Source organism: Specibacter sp. NPDC057265 (assembly GCF_042668835.1).
Classification (GTDB): Bacteria; Actinomycetota; Actinomycetes; order Actinomycetales; family Micrococcaceae; genus Specibacter.
The window spans coordinates 87,767-104,939 of record NZ_JBHUYE010000007.1; the positions used below are offsets into that span (position 1 = coordinate 87,767).

At 61.2% G+C, this 17,173-nt stretch carries 17 protein-coding genes; 6 read left to right on the forward strand and 11 right to left on the reverse strand.

Annotation, left to right across the window (positions count from 1 at the left end; genetic code table 11):
• Window positions 1-5 precede the first annotated feature (5 nt).
• Window positions 6-536, reverse strand: a complete 531-nt coding sequence (locus ACFUCV_RS07380; protein ID WP_380814045.1) for a YbhB/YbcL family Raf kinase inhibitor-like protein — start codon at window positions 534-536, stop codon at window positions 6-8.
• A gap of 70 nt (window positions 537-606) precedes the next feature.
• Window positions 607-1,545, reverse strand: coding sequence for a carbohydrate kinase (locus tag ACFUCV_RS07385; RefSeq protein ID WP_380814047.1), 939 nt, complete (start codon window positions 1,543-1,545; stop codon window positions 607-609).
• 114 nt (window positions 1,546-1,659) lie between these two features.
• Between ACFUCV_RS07385 and ACFUCV_RS07390 the strand changes: the two genes are divergently transcribed.
• Window positions 1,660-2,763: a GTP pyrophosphokinase family protein gene (locus ACFUCV_RS07390; RefSeq protein WP_380814049.1), complete on the forward strand. Its 1,104-nt coding sequence runs from the start codon at window positions 1,660-1,662 to the stop codon at window positions 2,761-2,763.
• Between the two features lie 82 nt (window positions 2,764-2,845).
• On the opposite strand, the gene ACFUCV_RS07395 is transcribed toward ACFUCV_RS07390, so the two are convergent.
• The 4 genes from ACFUCV_RS07395 to ACFUCV_RS07410 all read right to left on the reverse strand — a co-directional run bounded on the left by ACFUCV_RS07395 (window position 2,846) and on the right by ACFUCV_RS07410 (window position 6,508).
• Entirely contained in the window at window positions 2,846-3,055 is a 210-nt protein-coding gene (locus tag ACFUCV_RS07395) for a hypothetical protein (protein ID WP_380814051.1), read from the reverse strand.
• 123 nt (window positions 3,056-3,178) lie between these two features.
• The gene (locus ACFUCV_RS07400) at window positions 3,179-3,844 is read right to left on the reverse strand and encodes a response regulator (protein WP_380814053.1); all 666 of its coding nucleotides are present in this window, start codon (window positions 3,842-3,844) and stop codon (window positions 3,179-3,181) included.
• A 362-nt stretch (window positions 3,845-4,206) separates the two neighbouring features.
• Window positions 4,207-5,445, reverse strand: a complete 1,239-nt coding sequence (locus ACFUCV_RS07405; protein WP_380814056.1) for a sensor histidine kinase — start codon at window positions 5,443-5,445, stop codon at window positions 4,207-4,209.
• 43 nt (window positions 5,446-5,488) lie between these two features.
• Window positions 5,489-6,508 (reverse strand): proline racemase family protein, encoded by a 1,020-nt coding sequence (locus ACFUCV_RS07410; protein WP_380814058.1) that lies wholly within the window; start codon window positions 6,506-6,508, stop codon window positions 5,489-5,491.
• Window positions 6,509-6,770: 262 nt separating this feature from the next.
• Between ACFUCV_RS07410 and ACFUCV_RS07415 the strand changes: the two genes are divergently transcribed.
• Entirely contained in the window at window positions 6,771-7,034 is a 264-nt protein-coding gene (locus tag ACFUCV_RS07415; RefSeq protein WP_380814060.1) for a hypothetical protein, read from the forward strand.
• Between the two features lie 130 nt (window positions 7,035-7,164).
• Here the strand turns inward: ACFUCV_RS07415 and ACFUCV_RS07420 are convergent, their stop codons facing one another.
• Entirely contained in the window at window positions 7,165-7,968 is an 804-nt protein-coding gene (locus ACFUCV_RS07420; RefSeq protein ID WP_380814062.1) for a substrate-binding domain-containing protein, read from the reverse strand.
• A gap of 89 nt (window positions 7,969-8,057) precedes the next feature.
• On the opposite strand from ACFUCV_RS07420, the gene ACFUCV_RS07425 reads away from it, so the two are divergent.
• On the forward strand, window positions 8,058-8,420 hold the full coding sequence (locus tag ACFUCV_RS07425; RefSeq protein ID WP_380814176.1) for a DUF5997 family protein: 363 nt from the start codon (window positions 8,058-8,060) through the stop codon (window positions 8,418-8,420).
• A 64-nt stretch (window positions 8,421-8,484) separates the two neighbouring features.
• Here ACFUCV_RS07425 and ACFUCV_RS07430 read toward each other — a convergent pair whose 3' ends face one another.
• Genes ACFUCV_RS07430 through ACFUCV_RS07440 form a run of 3 tightly spaced genes read right to left on the reverse strand, consistent with a single transcriptional unit; the run spans window position 8,485 to window position 12,352 of the window.
• Window positions 8,485-10,002: an APC family permease gene (locus ACFUCV_RS07430; protein WP_380814064.1), complete on the reverse strand. Its 1,518-nt coding sequence runs from the start codon at window positions 10,000-10,002 to the stop codon at window positions 8,485-8,487.
• Window positions 9,999-10,916 (reverse strand): universal stress protein, encoded by a 918-nt coding sequence (locus ACFUCV_RS07435; RefSeq protein ID WP_380814065.1) that lies wholly within the window; start codon window positions 10,914-10,916, stop codon window positions 9,999-10,001. Before ACFUCV_RS07435 ends, ACFUCV_RS07430 begins: the two co-directional genes overlap by 4 nt.
• Before the next feature lie 41 nt (window positions 10,917-10,957).
• On the reverse strand, window positions 10,958-12,352 hold the full coding sequence (locus ACFUCV_RS07440) for a flavin monoamine oxidase family protein (RefSeq protein ID WP_380814067.1): 1,395 nt from the start codon (window positions 12,350-12,352) through the stop codon (window positions 10,958-10,960).
• Window positions 12,353-12,476: 124 nt separating this feature from the next.
• Here ACFUCV_RS07440 and ACFUCV_RS07445 point away from each other — a divergent pair, with 124 nt between their 5' ends.
• From ACFUCV_RS07445 to ACFUCV_RS07455, 3 genes are read left to right on the forward strand one after another with little or no spacing between them, the layout of a single operon-like run.
• Window positions 12,477-13,295, forward strand: coding sequence for a TetR/AcrR family transcriptional regulator (locus ACFUCV_RS07445; RefSeq protein ID WP_380814178.1), 819 nt, complete (start codon window positions 12,477-12,479; stop codon window positions 13,293-13,295).
• Window positions 13,285-13,725, forward strand: coding sequence for a hypothetical protein (locus ACFUCV_RS07450; protein ID WP_380814070.1), 441 nt, complete (start codon window positions 13,285-13,287; stop codon window positions 13,723-13,725). The genes ACFUCV_RS07445 and ACFUCV_RS07450 overlap by 11 nt, the downstream gene beginning before the upstream one ends.
• A gap of 47 nt (window positions 13,726-13,772) precedes the next feature.
• Window positions 13,773-15,332, forward strand: a complete 1,560-nt coding sequence (locus ACFUCV_RS07455; RefSeq protein ID WP_380814073.1) for a stealth conserved region 3 domain-containing protein — start codon at window positions 13,773-13,775, stop codon at window positions 15,330-15,332.
• 55 nt (window positions 15,333-15,387) lie between these two features.
• On the opposite strand, the gene ACFUCV_RS07460 is transcribed toward ACFUCV_RS07455, so the two are convergent.
• Window positions 15,388-16,923 carry a M20/M25/M40 family metallo-hydrolase gene (locus ACFUCV_RS07460; protein WP_380814075.1) on the reverse strand — a complete coding sequence of 512 codons (1,536 nt, stop codon included), beginning with the start codon at window positions 16,921-16,923 and terminating at the stop codon, window positions 15,388-15,390.
• Window positions 16,924-17,173 lie beyond the last annotated feature (250 nt).

The window sequence follows — 17,173 nt, forward strand, 5'->3', positions numbered from 1 at the left end:
CTCGGTTACACCTGGTAGAGCCCGGTGAGTCGGGCACGGGCCAGTGTGTGGAAGTGGAGATTGAAGCCCAAGGTGGCCGGCGTCGCGTCGTCGCCCAAATCAAGCTTCGCCACGTCCACGGCATGCACCACCACCATGTAGCGGTGCGGCCCATGCCCCTCGGGCGGCGCGGAGCCCGAGTACGCCGGGGACCCGCCGTCGTTCTTTAGTGCCAAGGCACCGGCCGGAAGCTTGGGGGAATCGCCGGATCCGGCCCCTTCCGGGAGGGAAGTGACGTCCACTGAAAGGTCCGCCACTGCCCAATGCCAAAAACCACTGGCAGTGGGGGCATCGGGGTCAAACATGGTCACGGCAAAACTGCGTGTCGCCGCCGGGAATCCAGTCCACGACAGTTGCGGGGACAGGTCCCTGCCGTCGGGGTGCACACCCGCATGCACCTGCGCCGGCGCCAAAACGGCACCGTCCGCGAAGGATTCACTGGTCACCGTAAAAGCTGGAACCGGGGTCAGGAAGGAGTAGGGATCGTAGTTGAACATGCGCGTCCTTTCATGAGGGGCTGGAATGCACTTTGACCGCCCGGGCCTTCCGGGCGGCGCTGCCCGGCGGTCAGTCCTGCAGTTCGGCCCGGCTCGGCGGGTTGGCACCGGCGCGGGAGACCGTAACGGCCGCAGCCTGGGCCGCATGGGCAAGGACCCGGGAGAGCTCCTGGGTGCCGATGGCCCGCAACTGGGGGCGGCGTTGAGCGCCATCAAGTTCGCGGTCCACAATGGCTGACAACAGGGCTGCCATGAAGGAGTCCCCCGCACCCACGGTGTCCACAACGGCAACCGGGGGCACCTTGCAGGAAACCTCGCCGGCGGCGCACACCGCCCATGCACCTGACCCTCCCATGGTCACCACCACCAGGGCTGGCCCCGAGGCACCGGCCAACCCCAGCCAGCGGCGGGCCGAATCCTGTGGGTCCACCCCTGGGTACAGCCAGCTCAAGTCCTCATCGGAAGCCTTGACGACGTCGGCCAGGCGCACAAATTTCTCGGCCTGCGCGCGGGCATAAGTGGCGTCGGCAATAATGCTTGGGCGGCAATTGGGGTCATAGGAAATGGTGGCCCGGGGGTGCGCGGCCGTGACCGTTGCCAAGACCTGCTCCGCACCAGGGTCCAACATGGCGGCAATGGACCCGGTGTGCAACAAGGTGCTTGCAGCCAGCGGCGCAAAGCTGGACTCCAGAGGGCTGTGAAGTTGCGGCAGTTCCCAGTCAAGGGAAAATTCATAGCGGGCGGAACCGTCGCTTTGCAGATTTGCCCGTGCCACGGAGGTGGGCATTTCATCGGCCGCAAGCGGAACCATCACGGAGTTGCTGCGCAAATGTTCAGCCACCAGCTCCCCGTAGGCATCGTGGCCATAACGGCCCAGAAACTGCACCGGGTGCCCCAGCCTGGCCAAACCGACTGCCACGTTCAAGGGACTGCCACCTACATGCGGCACGGGATTTTGGCCTGCGCGCACCACTTCATCCACCAGGGCTTCACCAATAACTGTCAACATGGCACCAGCCTACGTGGCCAGTCAGTTGCAGCCGCCCCAACACCCCGTGAAGAAATTTTCTCCCTGGAGCGAAGTGGTTCGCCTGGGTGCCAGCCGGACGTTTAAGCTCAAGACATGAGTAGCAATTGGGAACGTCTCGAGGATTCGCTGCGGCCGGCCGTCAACGCCTCGGTGGCGGAATACGAGCGGGCACGGCCGGCCCTGGAAAAGGTGACGGCGGAAATGGAGGCGCTGATCCGCGACGTCCTCTCCACTGCGGACGACGTTCCCCTCTTTGTCACCAGCCGCACCAAATCAGTGGATTCATTCCGGGAAAAGGCTTCCCGCATGGCACCGGAACCTGACGGCACCGTCAGTCTGCAGTTTCCCGAACCCATGAAAAATCTGACAGATATGGTGGGTGTCCGTGTCATCACCACCTTGCCCGGTGAAAATGCGCAGGCGGCCAACCTCATCAAGCGCCAGCGGAGCATCTTTGACTGCCGTGGCGACACTGAGAAGGACATAGGTTCCATCGAGTCCGGCACCTATGGGTATTCAAGCCGGCACTTGATTTTGCGGGCCATTCAAAATGACGTGGTCCGCAATTATCAGGAAACGCTGGACCCGGAGTCGCGCCACAATGGCAGTTACTTTTTTGAATGCCAGATCCGGACCATTTTTGCCCATGCGTGGAGCGAGATTGAGCACGACATCCGCTTTAAGTCACAAGACCCCCGCGCTTGGAGCCCCTACTTTGACAGGCAGTTCACCGCCACGGCGGCCATGTTGGAGACGGTGGAATCGGCGTTCTCGGAACTTCATGACCGTTATGAGACAGTCACCAGCTATTGGGACATTGACGGCGAGGGCAATGTTTCCCTCACGCCCAACCGCATCAAGGCAGTCTGGCAGACACTGTTGCCGCATGTGGACAGAAAGTCCGACGACGATTGGGGCTGGGCGGCTGAGCTGGTGGCGGCCCACAATTTGGGGAAAACAGTGGATTTGGCGGCGCTGCTGCAACCGGAGATCATTTCCAATGTTCGCAAAGCCTTGGATCACAGGTACTCCCCTGGGCCTGACCGCCTGCTGGACGATTTATTACTCTGGCAGTTTGGCGAGCGCCACATAGACGTTACGGCTGAAGAACCGGGGGCGGAGCAGACCCCCCGACGCGACAGCTTGATCCGGCGGCACCAGCAAATGCAGCGCTACCGCAAGGCGCAGGGATTCTAGGGGCTTAAAGCCTTCGGGTGCCTGCAGCATTGCAGGCACCCGAAGCATTACAATCCCCAATTATAATTTGAAGCTAAAATTTTCAGCAGAAACGGATGCCAAAAATGGTGCACGGCAGGTGGAATATTCCATAGGTGGTGGCCACGGACCCGGAGCCCATCAAGCTGTTTGCACTACTGCTGGTTGCGGGGGCAATGCCGTCGCTGGCTTGGGCCGGGGAAAGTCCCGGAGCCAGAATAAGACCTGCTGCCAGCACCGCTGCTGCACCTGTGGACGCGAGGGGGAACTTCATGTTTGTTCCTTTCGAGAAAATGGTAAGGATAACCAAGATTTGGTTACTGCCCAGTTTAGGGTGCCCAGGCCAACAAATGCACCGGATACATGAACTTTGGGCCATGTTTGGCTGCCCAATGGCTTATACAAGACCCGAGCGCAACGCGGTAACCACCAGCTGCAGGCGGTCCCGGGTATTGAATTTTCGGCCCAGACGCACCAAATGATATTTCACAGTGGATTCGGACAGGAATAAGGCTGCGGCTATTTCACTGTTGCTGAGCCCCTCGCACAGCAGCTTCAGCACGTTTTCCTCCCGCTCGGAGAGTTCCGTGGTGGTGTCCGGGCCAGCCGCCGGGCGGCTGCCTCGAATGTCTGCCACCAGCAGGTGTGCCACGGCAGGGTCAATGGGACAGTCGCCGGCATTGACCTCACGTACCGCCGTCACTATGCGTCCAGGCTCTGCGTCCTTGACCACGTAGCCGCTGGCCCCGGCAATCAGGGCAGCCTTTAAGTACACATCGGATATGTGCCCGGTGACAACTAAAATCCGTGTTTCGGGGAATTCAGCCACAATATGCCGAATGGCGGCCACACCATCCATGACAGGCATTTGCACATCAATGATCAGTACATCCGGCCGGTGTTGCCGCACCAGGTCAATGGCCTCTTGGCCGTTTTCCCCCTCGGCAATCACCACCACGTCTTGGGTTTGCGACAGATATGTCCGCAGTGCCCCGCGGACGAACTTCTCATCGTCCACGATCACCACATTGATTTGTTCGGTATCCGTCACACTTAAGGCCATGCGGCTAGTCTACGTATTGAGGCGAGCAGGAGGAATTTAAAAGTCCCTGGGCCACGGCAAACGCCTTGACTGTCCGTCTGCCAATTACTTTCCAGTAGCGGCGGCGGATCCGGAAGGCCAAATGCCCGCTGGGCGGCGCGCAGCTGCCCTGCAGCTTAGTGCAGAAGGGTTTTTGGCGTTCATGGCGTTCTCCGTAGTTAGGAATGGGGCCGTAAGTTCCCGCTGATACAGCGGCAGGAGACTTTTCCGGCACTTATGACGCTACGCATCCACTGGTTTTCATTCAATGCACGGGGGCAGGGTCTAGTCAAAGGGACAGCGATTTCAGGGCATTTCCTCCAAGGTCTGTCCCTAAGGACAGTTCAGGGCAGGCGTTCCCTCTCCTTGAAGGGCAGCACAGCGCGCACGCACCACCAGCCATTCCTGGGGCCGGCGTCCAGCGTGCCCCCCAACCGGGACACGCGTTCCCTCAATCCCGCCAGACCCGTTCCTGAGACAGGCAGACGGGGCTTGCCCGGGGTCATGAGGTTCTTGATGACAAGTTCAATGTTGTGCCCGGAGACGTCCAGTGAGATCTCACACTGCGTGTTCGCCCCTGAATGCTTCACCACATTGGTGGAACCCTCCTGCAACAGGCGCTGCAAGGTGGACCGGAGTCCATTAGGTGTGGCGTCGAGGTTGCCTGAGGTGGAGACAGTGGTGGGGCATCCCAAGCCGCTGAGCCGGCGCTGGGTGTTCGCCACACTCTGCGCCAGATCAATGGTGGCGGGGCTGGGCTGGACGCTGCCTGCCAATGCCGGGGCCGCATACGCCGCGACTTCCTCTGCCCGCATGGTCTTGAGCAAGCGCCGCAAATCATCCAGCGAACTGCGCGCCATGGCCCCAATTTCTGCCAAGGCGTGGTCCTGCGCGCCGCTGTCGGCGGTAATCCTTCCCACGTTGGCCTGCACGGCAATCATCGTCAGGCCGTGGGTGACCACGTCATGCAGTTCCCGGGCCAGTTCAGCGCGTTGTTCGGCGGCTGCCTGGGCCGCGTTCCGCTCCACCAGCCGTTGTATTTCCTCCACCCTGACAGCGCGATCATGCAGTACCTTAATGGCCAGACCCGGCGTGGTGATCAGCAGGGTCAGGGGAAAGTATGCCCACAGCTGGGCCGAGCCCAGTCCGGACACCAAGGGAATCCACATAAGCTGCCAAATCAGGAACCCACCCACCATGACTGCCAGGTTGCGGGTCGAGACGCGATAGGCGCTGACAGCTATCGCTCCATAGGAAAATATGATGGGTCCGCCCAGCTCCTCCTGCGGCAGCATGGTCGCCAACATGACAATGAACATGGGAGCTGCCAGTTTTGGCCGGAAGGCCAGCGCCAACCAAAGCAGCCAATACGCCACGGTGCAGCTTATGGCCAGCCAGTATTGGGCTCTGTCCGGGGTAGTAAACAGCCGCACATCGTCCACGGCAGAGACAGTGATAAATACTGCAATGAGTATGGAGATCCACAGGGGAAAGGGCGAAGGCCCCAACTTCAAAACAGAAATCCGGTCCGCCAATTGATTGCCCCCGAGTACCGAGGCAAATGCGGTTTTGGATTTCTTCATATAGTTATAATCCCAGCTTTTCCTTTAAATCAGGGCCATTGTGTCACCGCAACACGAATCCCACCCCCATTTCGTCCTCTAAATCAAGCGTGAATTTGCCCTCCCCCACGGGAAATGATTGTCCGCTGACTTCCACAATGACGCCGCCCGGGGTGGCATCCGTTGTTTCCACCACACGTGCGGTAAAACGCGAATCAATGATGGAATAGTTTTCCAGCACCTCGCCGTCGGCCAGTTCCCCCGCCTCGCGGAGCAGTGCCACCCGAGCCGCCGTACCAGAACCGCTGGGTGACCTGGCCACTTGACCATCAGCAAAAACGCTGACATTGCGCTGCACCAGGCCAACGCCGGGAGCATCGACCGGTTCATGAAAAATGGTGCCAAAGACGCTTTCCAAGCCGGTTCCTGACGGATCAATGGCTGCCGGATGGCCGTTGAGGGCGGCGGAGACCTGATGCCCCGCCGCCACCACCTTGGCCAAGTTCGACGGCGTCACCTCCAGTCCTGCAGCTGATGCTGGCAAGGAGGCGTACAGGGCCCCGCTCCAGGCCAGATCCACCCGTAATGTTCCAAAATCCGCTGTCTTTACTTTGACGTCCCGCGCCACCACGTGGGAGGGGACGCTGTGGAACGCCACCTGGTGCACTTTTCCCTGGGCCATGGTGACCCGCGCGGTGACCCGGCCCGAAGGGATGTCAATGACAATGTCGGTTTCACCATCATCCGGCGCCCTCACCAATCCACTGCGTACTGCCCAGGCGCCAAGAGCCATGGTGCCGTGGCCGCATACCGTGGAAAATCCTTCACGGTGCCAAAACAAGGCACCAAAGTGGGCTCCGGCGTCATCAGGTGGCACCACAAAGCCGCCATACATGTCAGCGTGTCCGCGCGGTTCGTTGACCAGCAGCTTCCGGATCGTGTCAGCGTCCCCGGTCATGGCCTGTGCACGGCGCTCCCTGACGGTTTGGCCTGCAATAAGGATGGGAAGCGCCGGAACTATCCGGAATGGCTCCCCGGCCGTGTGGTAATCAAACGCCTCAACTTCCCACATTGTTGCTTTCACGCGGGCCTCCCCCTCGAGTTCGCGTCCAGCCCGGACGCACCAAGCCATTTTCAGCCAATATGGCATGGCACCCATGGGGTGTCAATGACTTGACAGTGGCCGGGCTGCGCATGGGGAGGGCTGCATGGGGAGCGCAGCCCATCGACGTCAATTGCCGTGCTGGGATAGATTCTTAGTAATCGCTGAACCGGACATCCCCGGCACAGGCGCAACACCACCGCGGCGCAGGCCGCAACCAACCTCTTAGTAAAGGAAGTGCACCATGGCAATGCTCGGCAGCGATCCCCAGGACATGGCAGAACTGATTTCAAAGATTGCCACGGCAATCGACCAGATCCAGTCGGCCATGGGCACCCTGGACTCCAAGGCTCAGTCCGTCCGCTGGGAAGGCCCCGACGCCAAGCGTTTCAAGGGTTCACAGTGGCCGCAGTCCAAGCAGCAGCTCAACCGCGTGGTCGCTGACTTGAACGACGTCAAGGTGCTCGTCACCCGCCAGAAGACCCAGCAGGAAAACGCCTCCGCATAATTCCCCCGGCGGCATGGGCCCCAAAGCCCCTGGACCGACCCGCAGCACAGGCCTTGGGCCGCCGCTGCGGGTCGGTTTTTGCGTCCGGGACCGCTGCCGCTTCGGGATCTTCAGGCAGCCTGACGGGCCGTTAGCGCCGTCCGCGCTTTTGCGCCCGGGCCTTGCCACCGGGACGGCCACCGCCACGAAGGTTCGGTCCCGCAGGCTTGCCTTTTGCAGCCTTGCCGTTGGCCGTCGCCGCACCCTTGGACGTTTTAGCGCCTTTCTTTGGTGCCGCATCCTGCTTTGCCTGGACGGAGGGCTGGCGGGAGGATTGGGCACTGCGGCCACGCACCACGCCAATGAATTCCTGAATCACAGCCTCGTCACTTAGTGCCAGCGGCTGCAGATGATCCACCCAGGCCAGGCCCACACTGCTCTCGGGCACGCCGTGCAGCAACCGCGAGCGCAGGGTCTTCCGGCTCAGCAGGCGCGCCACTGACATGGGCAGGATCAAAATTCCCAGCCCGGCCTCCACCAGGTCCAGCGCCTCGTCCAAGGAGGCCATGGGCGGCAAGGGCTTGCGGTTGCCGGCGGCTATTTCAGTGGAAACATCGCGCCACTGCGGGAACTCCTCGGGGTCCGCGAGCAGGTATTCATCTGCCAAATCACTGACATCGAGTTCGTCAAAGGCAGCAATGGGGTGGTCCTTGGGGGCCACCACAACGGAGAGTTCCCTGTAGAGCTCAATGACGTGCAAACCGGTTTTGTCCACGGGCAGCCGCACGAACGCCATATCGGCCTCACCCGCACGAACGGCGTCGAGCTGATGGTCCACGGAAACCGGCTTGGCCTCAAGCGGCACGTCCGGCATGCGCTCCTGCCAGCGGTGGATCCACTTTCCGGGGGTAACGCCCGGCACAAAGGTCACTTTAAGTTCGCGGGATTCAAGCACTTGCCAACCCTAACGCAAGGTTTTCAACTAAACTACCGCTTCACCACCGGTACTCTGGATACATGAACATTGTTCCTTCCCCCCAAGCCATGAAGCCCGCCACCGCGGCGAAGAAGCTGGGCATTCACCTGCCGGCAGCCCCTGCGGAATTTCAAGACAACGCCATCAGCCGGGAAGAGTTTAAGGTTCTGCAGGACAACCCGCCGGAATGGTTGTCCGAACTTCGCCGCAATGGCCCGCACCCCCGCCAGGTCGTTGCCCAAAAACTGAACATTTCCATTGGCGGCCTCAACCGCTCCAACATTAGTCAGGCCCTGACGACGGCGGACATCACGGCACTGCTGCAGGCTCCCCCTGCCTGGCTGGTGGAGGAGCGCGCAGTCCATGCCAAGGCCCGTGCCGAAGCCAAGCTGGCCAAGGAGCGTGAGGCTGCCCGCCGCCCCAAGAGTTGATCCTTCTTCCGGCGCAGCACAAACCCCCAAACTCAATCGCTGATTGAGTTTGGGGGTTTTTTTCTTAAGGGTTGTATGCCTGGCTGCCGCGGCCCAGGACTTCACCCTTGAAAAATTCCGGGCGCAGCTTGTACATGACCAACATCAGCACCAAACCCAGGGCAAGGACGCCGCAACCCAGAATGAACACCAGGCCCAGCCCGCCAATGCTGGAACCGGAACCATACTCGGGGTCCATGGAGTCGTAGGCCGTTTTGAAGAACATGACCAGCAGGATCACCCCGCCAAGGAGGGGTGCCAGGAATTTGAAGAAGAAGCTCCGTGCGCCCCTAAAAGCCTCGGCCCGGAAATACCAGACGCATGCCAGGGCCGTGACTCCGTAGTAGAAGCAAATCATCAGACCCAGCGCCGTAATGGTGTCCCACAAGGCATTCTCGGACAGTACGCGTGTGATGACATAGAAGGCGGCGGCGGCAATTGCTGCTGCAACAGTGGCGTACCCGGGCGATTTGTGCGCAGGACTGATTTTTCCAAAACTCTTCGGCAAGGCCCGATAGTGGCCCATGGACAGCAGGGTCCGTGCCGGAGAGACGAAGGTTGACTGCAGTGATGCCGCCGATGAGCTGAGTATGGCCAGGGACATCAAAATGGCGAACGGCCCCATGACCGGGCCGGCCAAGACGGCAAAAATGCTGCCCTGGTTCTCCGGGTTGCCGGCACCCAGGCCCTCGGTGCCAATGCCTGCGAAGGCCAGCGTCGCCAGCGAGACTGTCATGTAAATGACCATGATCACCACCACCGTGACGGTGGCCGCGCGGCCCGGGGTCTTCTCCGGATTTTTTGTCTCCTCGTTCATGGTCAGCGTCACGTCCCAGCCCCAAAAAATAAAGATGGAGAGGGAAACGCCTGCGGCAAACTGTGAGAAGGATTCCACCGCGAAAGGATTGAACCAGTCGGGGGAAATGGTGGTGGCGTCAAAGGCTGTGCCGTTGGCCACATGGGCAAAGGCCGCCACGGCGAACCAGCCCAGGACCAACAGCTGGAAGGCCACCAGGATGTACTGGAAGGACTTGGTGGTTTCCATTCCCCGGTAGGAAATCCAGCACGCGCCGGCAATGAAGACCAGGGTCGTGGCAATGTTCAACGGCAGCACAGTGGTCAAATCCGCCAGGGAATCATTGGAAAAAACCTGGGCCAGCATGAGGTAAAAGAAGTCCACTGCCACGGCAGCCAGGTTGGACAGCACAATGATGGTGGCCGCAATGAGCCCCCACCCGCCCATCCAACCCAGCCAGGGACCGAAGGCGCGCGTTGCCCAGGTGAAGGAGGTGCCGGCGTCGGGCATGGCGTTGTTCAGTTCCCGGTAACCCAAGGCCACCAGGAGCATTGGGATGAATCCCACGAGAAAAATGGCCGGCAGGTGCACCCCCACCTCGGAAACCGTAGGTCCCAGTGCTGCGGTCAGGGTGTACGCGGGTGCAATGCAGGAGACGCCAATGACCACCGCGCCAATGAGTCCCACGGAGCCAGCCTTCAGGCCCTTTTCGCTTAAGCCATTGCTGGCGGCTTTTGTTGTGCTCATTTCGCTGTCTCCGGATTGTCAGACTGATGGACGGTGGGTGCAGACACCGGGGTTCCTGATGGATGGTTGCGCGGCACCACGATCATGGGAACCGGCAGCGCCCGCAATATGCGGTTCGCAGTGGCACCTAGGAAGATTGACTTGTTTTGCGCCAGGCGGCTGGATCCAATAAGCAGGATTTCGCCGTTGTCCCAGTCGAGCTCGTCCACGGCGTCTTCAATGCTGCGGCCATGCCCCACCAGAACCTCTACATCCGAATGCTCCAGTTCCTGGGTGCGGTGCCCTGGAATGGACTCCGCAATTGCATTCAGATGTACCCGCGCCTGTTCGACGTCGGCTGTGGAATCCCCGGAACCCAGAGCCACCAGGGACAACAGACGCAGTGGCACATCGCGCACCTGGACCATGCCCAGGGCGAAGTCCAGGACATCCACCGCCCCTTCCCGCGTGCCCAGCGCGCAGGTAATGCGGACGATCGGCTCCGTGCGGCTGTATCCGGCCGGGGCCAGCACCACGGGGACCGGCGCGGCATGCAGCAGGGAGCTGGCCACCGAGCCGACGGAGAACCGCTTGAACAGTCCTGTACTGCTGGCACCAATGACCAGCAATTCAGCACCCAGCTCCTGCACAGCCTGCATCAGCGCCTCCGCCTCGGATTCGCCGCGCCTGATGTGCGCCTGCGCCTGCACATCGCCGGGAATAAGCGCCAGCCCCTCATCAAGCCACTGCGAGACCTGCTGGGTCAGAATGTCACCAAAGCCGGATACGGGCGGATAGACCCCGTTATAGGGCGAATCCTCCGGCATCACCATGACCAAATCCAAGGTGGCACCCTGCCTGCGGGCCAATGCCACTGCCAAATGGACGGCATCAACGCCACGTGCCGTGGCCGCGTATCCAACTACGTACCGCATGGGTCCTCCTTCAGGACTTCACTGTGCTGTTGCTGAAAGCTCTACGGGTGGCCCGGCAGCAGCTCGGCAATGAGCTGCTTGGCAGTGCTTTGCCCCATGCGCACCGCCCCATCGACATGCTGGTAGCCCTCGGCCGCCAGGTCGGAACAGGACCAGTGAATGGGTCCCACCGGCGTGAGCTGATCGGGGCCGTAGCGGTGCAGGCCGCCCAGGTCATAGCTGGCCGCGTAGGCACCGCGGGTCCATTCCTCCGAGCCCCAGTCAGACTCGTAATAGACCACGGGCTCCTTGGCGGCCTCGCCCAGGAACTCCGCCAGGGACGCGGTGACTTCCCGCTGGCGTTGCTCGGGGGAAAGCGAAAAGGCGTAATCGGCCTTTTCGTCGGAGATAAAGGCCACCAAGGTGCCGCGGTCATCACCAAAGTTGGTGTTGTCATAGACCTCCTGGACCAACGACGCGGCACTGAAGCCTGTTCCGGACAAACCTTCCCCGCGCCAGAACGGCGTCTCATACACGGCATGCACCTTGATGACCAGACCCAGCGACTGATGTTGATGCATCTGGTGTTGGCGGCGGGGCAGGGGCGGATCGAAGGAGACGCGGCTGTACAGATTGGGGGGAACCGCCATCACCACGCGCTTTGCCGTCACCGTTGCGGCGTCGGAAACCACCGTGGCAAGGTAGCCGTCACCGTTGTCCTGCCAGCGCACAGTGCGCGCCGGTGAATTGAGGATCACGTCCCCGCCCAGTTCAGCAGCCATGGCCAGGGACACGCCCTGCATGCCTCCCTTGACGCGCTTGTCGAGGATGAAGTTGTCATCCACCAGGTTGCTGAACGATCCGGCGGAGGAGGCCATAAACACTGCCTGAAGGGCCGAGAACGCGTGGGCGGGTTTGGTCAGCATGCCGCCGGCAATAAACAATCCAATGTTGTTGCAGGCCTCTTCATTGTCGCTTTGCGCCCGCAGCCAGTGGTGAAAGGAGATAATGTCCAGTTCGCGGGCCTGCGGATGATCCCAAGGTTTGGCGGGGTCCATGAGTGCGGCCAGTTCGTCCAAAACGGCGATGAGCTTGTTCATGGCCGCCTCAGTTTCAGCACTGACGGGGAACATTTCGCCGGTATAGCGGGTCCGGGTGCCGTCCGGAGCAATGTAGACGCTGTCCCCTTCGCGGTAGCGCGGGTAGGTGTCAATGCCCAACTCCGCCAGCAAGGCAATGAGTGCGGTTTGGTCGGGGGAAACCCATTGGCCGCCAATTTCCAGCCAGGCGCCATCAATGGTGTCGGACCAGGTGCGGCCACCCACCCTGCCGCGTGCTTCCACCACGGCTACGCTCAACCCGGCCTTTTTTAATTCACGCGCGGCGCTCAGTCCTGAGGGGCCTGCCCCAATAATGACCACATCACGTTCAAGTGTGGAGGCTGCGTCAACTGTCATGGTCTTTTCTCCTGCAATACGGGGTTACAAACATCACTAAATGAATGTCATTCATTTATACTAGAGGGTAATCCATGTCACTAGAATCGTAAAGATGGATGCCCAAGAAGTTTTGTGCCCGTCAATGCCGGAAGGAGCAGCGGCTGTGGAAGAACCGTCATCGCAGGAGACGCGGGGACGACGCCGGGCAGGACGCCCCGTGCGCGCAGTGCTCAGTTCAAGCGGCATCACCAAGGCTGCCTTAAAGCTTGTCGGCGCCCAGGGATATCAGGGGTTGACCATGGCGGCCCTGGCCAAATCATTGAACGTTGCGCCGTCGGCGCTGTACAACCACGTGCGCTCCAAACAGGATGTCCTGCTGCTGGTGGAGGACCATTTGATGGGGCGCGTGGACGTTTCAGGCTTTGCCAGCAAGCCATGGGCGGAGGCGGTGGTTGACTGGGCATACTCGTACCGGAATGTTTTTGCCGCGCATGTGCCCCTGATCCCCGTCATCGCGCTGTTGCCTGTCACCAACGCGCCGGCCACCATCACCATGTACGAGGCAGTCACACAGGGATTTCAGGATGCCGGCTGGCCACCGGAGTCCATCATTGATGCCGTGGTTGCCCTGGAGTCCTTCATTTACGGTTCCGCCTACGACGTCAATGCCCCGGCGGACATATTCGACGCCGGATCCATGGCCTTGGAATCTCCGCACTTTTCTGCCGCCGTGGCCCGGCGCGGAGCCGCCCGGCAAGGACCGGCCGCGGGGACCCGCCCCCGGGACGGCACTGCCGTGGCGCGCAGTGATGCCGACGCCGCTTTTGATCTGGGACTGCGGGCGCTGGTGTCCGGCATGGCCGCGGTTGTGCCACGGGGGCCTGGCAAAGAGGTGGTGGCGGCGTCTAGGCTGGCTGCAACAGAGCCGCCAACCCTCACAGGAGCACGCCATGGGATTTAGCATCAGCAATGCCGCACTTCGCCTCGTGTCCGGAGCCTTCATTCTCAATTCCGGAATCAACAAGCTTTCCCTGCCCGTTGAACAGGCTTCGGGGCTGCAGGGCATGGCCAGCGGCGCCATTCCGCCGGTGGGCACCCTGACGCCGCAGCAGTTTGGGAAGTACCTGAGCTTCGCCGAAATGGGAATTGGTGCCGCACTGTTGACGCCGGTGGTGTCAAGCAGACTTGCCGGCCTGGCCCTGGCCGCCTTCTCAGGGGGTCTCATTGCCACCTACCTGAAGACTCCCGGCATGACGGAGCCTGACGGCATCCGCCCCACTGCCGATGGGACTGCCCTAGCCAAGGACTTTTGGCTTGCCGGCATTGCCGTGGCATTGATTTTTCACCGCAGGCGCGCGCCCAAGGGCAATGTCGGGGTCGAACGCCCCTAGCGCTGTAGGCTCGGGACTGGTTTCACCGCCATTCTTAGGAGCCTGCCATGATCACCTCATCCTTCGCCGCCGACCCCACCGTCAACGACCCGGCCGACCGCATTGCCACACGGGGGGATGTGGCCGTGCGCCGGGGCCGGCTGGCCCTGCTCAATGGCGCGGCCGGCGGAAACGGCCTCACACCCCATGAAGCCATGGTGGCTGATCTTCTTTTTGTCCGCCAGGTCCTTGATGAACATGGCATTGAATTTCTTTTGGTGCGCGGCAATGACCAGCGCCCGGTGCTGGCCCTTGACCTTTCCCTGCGCCCAAGCTTGGAAGCGGCTTTGGCCACGGCCTGCGCCAATGAGCCCTTCTATGCACGCAGTGTTGACACGAAGAAGTCAACGGTGCTGGTGGCCGACGGCGTCCTGGCCGCCTCTGCCGCGACCCGGATCGTGCGTTTGTTCCGGCCCCGCGTCGAGCCCGTGGGCGGCCTGTTCTACGGTTCAAATTGGGGGGTGCAGCTGGAATTTTGGGAGTTCACCCCCGCCCACATCCGCCTCCCGGTGGAAAACTCCCTGACGCGGCGCACCATGGAATACCGCGATGCCACCCGCAGCTCCATTGACCTGTATGGAGCCAGCTGGCCCACCATTGAAAACATGTTCATTGACCACGTCTTCGACGTCCGATTCGACATTGACATGGTCTTCTCCTGGGTTGATGGCAGCACTGCCGGCTACCAGGAGGCGCGCAGCGCCTTGGAGGCCGGGGCCGTGCTAGGTGAAGGTGACAGGCATGAAGCGCGCTACCGCCAGATTGAGGAGCTTAAATACGCGCTGCGCTCGGTGCACATGTTCGCCCCCTGGGTAAGGCGGATCTTCATTGCCACCGATTCCCCGGCGCCGGCGTGGCTCGCCGAACACCCCAAGGTGACGCTGGTTCGCAGCAAGGATCATTTTGCCGATCCCGCGGTTTTGCCCACCCACAACTCCATGGCCGTGGAATCCCAGCTGCATCATATTGAGGGATTGTCGGAATACTTCCTGTATTCCAATGACGACATGTTTTTTGGCCGGCCCGTCTCCCCCGACCTGTTCTTCACAGCCGGTGGCATCACCCGCTTCGTGCTGTCCCCCACCCGCATTGGCCTGGGTGAAAGCGAGGCCGCCCGCAGCGGCTTTGAGAACTCGGCCAGGGTCAACCGGCGGCTGCTCTGGGAACGCTTTGGCGCCTTCACAACCCACCATTTGGAGCACAATGCGGCTCCGCTTCGCAGATCGGTGCTGGCGGAGCTGAACCAGGAATTTCCCGCCGAATTTGCAGCCACCGCAGCGAGCACCTTCCGGGCCGCGGAGAACATTTCCGTCACCAACTCCCTGTACCACTATTACGCGCTGTTGACGGGCCGGGCCGTCGCCCACAAGGACGGCAGGGGCATCTATGTGGACACTGCCGCCACCTCCGGCCTGGCTGACCTGCCGCGGATTTTGGCCCTGCGCAACGCTGATTTCATTTGCCTCAATGACGGCAGCACGGGCGACGCCACGGCCGAGCAACGCCGCGAGCAAGTGACGGATTTTTTGGAGAAGTACTACCCCTTCAAGGCGCCCTGGGAAAAATAGCAGAAGCAGGAATCCGGTCCGCTGTGCCATTGGCGGACCGGATCCCTGTGGTCCTCTAGCGGACCTGGTGGCTGCCCCAGTAGGGGAAGTCCTCGACGGAAAGTTCAGGCTGTGGTGCCCTCCTGCTGCCGTCTTCGAAGAACCCGGACTTGCTCATGGCCATGGTCATCACCGCATGGGCTGCGGCATCCCCCAACTCATTCAGGGCCGCCGTGCTCAAATTGTTCACCGTGTCACAGCCTTGGTGGTAGCACGGATCATACGGCGCCCCGGCTATCCCGCCAAAAAGGGCCGCTTCCTCAGCGGTCTTGACGCCTTCGGCACCACTGAACAACCCGCCCGCCGGGATGCCGGCGGCAATGAACGGCCCATAATCGGAACGGCCGTCAAAGGCAGTCGGTGCGCTTGCCAGGCCCTTACCGGCGAAGTAGTCATTGAACACCGATTCGATCTGGGCAGACCCGGGAGGCCCTGTCAGGCCGTCGGGATCAGCCGAGCCGTCGCCGTCATACACGAACCTCACGTAGTTCGTTGAACCCAACATGTCGAAGTTCAAGTTCGCGTAGATGGCTGCCAGCTTCTGGTCGCTGAGGCTATTCACGTAGTGCGTTGATCCCAGGAGCCCTGACTCTTCAGCACCCCAGAAGGCAAAGCGCACCATCTGCCGCGGCTTGGCCTTCAACTTTGACATTTGGACGGCGGTCTCCAGGATCACGCTCGTGCCACTGCCGTTGTCGTTGATTCCGGCCCCGTCAAGCACCGAGTCCAAATGCGCGCCAACAACAACTGTCTTGTCGCGGTTGCCCTTCGGGGAATCCGCAATGACGTTCGTGGTGGTGCGTGTTTCAACAATGATGTCGGTGCTGACCGCGACGGTGACGGAACCCAGCTGGGAGGCCTCGTAAAGTGCAACGCCATCGGCATAGCTGACACCCACCACGGGAATGGATACCGGGGTACCAAGGGTGACCGAGGTGAGCAGCTCCGTCCGCCCCGGGTTACCTTCATTGAAGACCACTGCCGCGTCATACCCGGCCGCAATGGCATTGGCCACCTTGATTTCGAAAGTGCACGTGCCACGCTGGATCAAAGCCACCTGCGGCTCGCTTGCGGAGGCGGGAACGAAGTCCGTGACTGCACAGCCCGACGCCGAGCTCGGCTCCGGCGTTGCTGGAATCACAACGTTCGTGGTGGGGACCACCTGGCCAGTCACGCTTCCGCTGCCGGAGTACTCCAGGGAGGCCACTTCATAGGGGGTGGGTGTGGGTGATACTTGGCTTAGGGTCGCCGGGGTGACTTCCTGATAGAAAGGAAAGTCAAACTTTTGTTCCGTGACCTTGTAGCCGGCCTTCTTCAGGGTTTTCTTGACATAGTCGGCGGATGCCGCGTCACCCGGTGTTCCCGACGCACGCGTTCCGTCATTGTTGTTGGCAATGCGCTGCAGCACGCGCTCATGCGACATGATGCCGCCGACGGTGACTGCCTTGCGCAAGCTGTCGGTGTTGATGTCATCGACGGCAGACGCCGCCGTCACCGGAACCAGCATGGCCGCGACCATGGTTCCAGCTACCAGCAATGTTCTTCCTTGCATGATATCTCCTTTGGTAAGCTCCCGGGCTGGGAGCTTCTCCTGACCTCTAAAGTGCACACCCGCGCGGTCAGCCCCGATAGTACCGTTATCTAATCGTGACCTTGGGTACTACTGATACGAGTCCTTTGGACAGGTCCGATGGTTTCTCGGCAGCAGCGCCGGCACTGGCGGGTGGATCAGGACTTGCACAACAGCGGGCAAGGCAGCACAGCACCGCACAGCACAGAGGAGCCCCTCGCGAGAAACGAAG

What these genes read in the sequence shown, in the direction of transcription:
- ACFUCV_RS07400 (WP_380814053.1), bottom strand. Translation starts at nt 3,844, where the DNA reads ATGGCCTTAAGTGTGACGGATACCGAACAAATCAATGTGGTGATCGTG.
- ACFUCV_RS07460 (WP_380814075.1), bottom strand. Translation starts at nt 16,923, where the DNA reads ATGCAAGGAAGAACATTGCTGGTAGCTGGAACCATGGTCGCGGCCATG.
- ACFUCV_RS07415 (WP_380814060.1), top strand. Translation starts at nt 6,771, where the DNA reads ATGGCAATGCTCGGCAGCGATCCCCAGGACATGGCAGAACTGATTTCA.
- ACFUCV_RS07455 (WP_380814073.1), top strand. Translation starts at nt 13,773, where the DNA reads ATGATCACCTCATCCTTCGCCGCCGACCCCACCGTCAACGACCCGGCC.
- ACFUCV_RS07390 (WP_380814049.1), top strand. Translation starts at nt 1,660, where the DNA reads ATGAGTAGCAATTGGGAACGTCTCGAGGATTCGCTGCGGCCGGCCGTC.
- ACFUCV_RS07380 (WP_380814045.1), bottom strand. Translation starts at nt 536, where the DNA reads ATGTTCAACTACGATCCCTACTCCTTCCTGACCCCGGTTCCAGCTTTT.
- ACFUCV_RS07445 (WP_380814178.1), top strand. Translation starts at nt 12,477, where the DNA reads ATGCCGGAAGGAGCAGCGGCTGTGGAAGAACCGTCATCGCAGGAGACG.
- ACFUCV_RS07385 (WP_380814047.1), bottom strand. Translation starts at nt 1,545, where the DNA reads ATGTTGACAGTTATTGGTGAAGCCCTGGTGGATGAAGTGGTGCGCGCA.
- ACFUCV_RS07435 (WP_380814065.1), bottom strand. Translation starts at nt 10,916, where the DNA reads ATGCGGTACGTAGTTGGATACGCGGCCACGGCACGTGGCGTTGATGCC.
- ACFUCV_RS07440 (WP_380814067.1), bottom strand. Translation starts at nt 12,352, where the DNA reads ATGACAGTTGACGCAGCCTCCACACTTGAACGTGATGTGGTCATTATT.
- ACFUCV_RS07425 (WP_380814176.1), top strand. Translation starts at nt 8,058, where the DNA reads ATGAAGCCCGCCACCGCGGCGAAGAAGCTGGGCATTCACCTGCCGGCA.
- ACFUCV_RS07430 (WP_380814064.1), bottom strand. Translation starts at nt 10,002, where the DNA reads ATGAGCACAACAAAAGCCGCCAGCAATGGCTTAAGCGAAAAGGGCCTG.
- ACFUCV_RS07450 (WP_380814070.1), top strand. Translation starts at nt 13,285, where the DNA reads ATGGGATTTAGCATCAGCAATGCCGCACTTCGCCTCGTGTCCGGAGCC.
- ACFUCV_RS07395 (WP_380814051.1), bottom strand. Translation starts at nt 3,055, where the DNA reads ATGAAGTTCCCCCTCGCGTCCACAGGTGCAGCAGCGGTGCTGGCAGCA.
- ACFUCV_RS07405 (WP_380814056.1), bottom strand. Translation starts at nt 5,445, where the DNA reads ATGAAGAAATCCAAAACCGCATTTGCCTCGGTACTCGGGGGCAATCAA.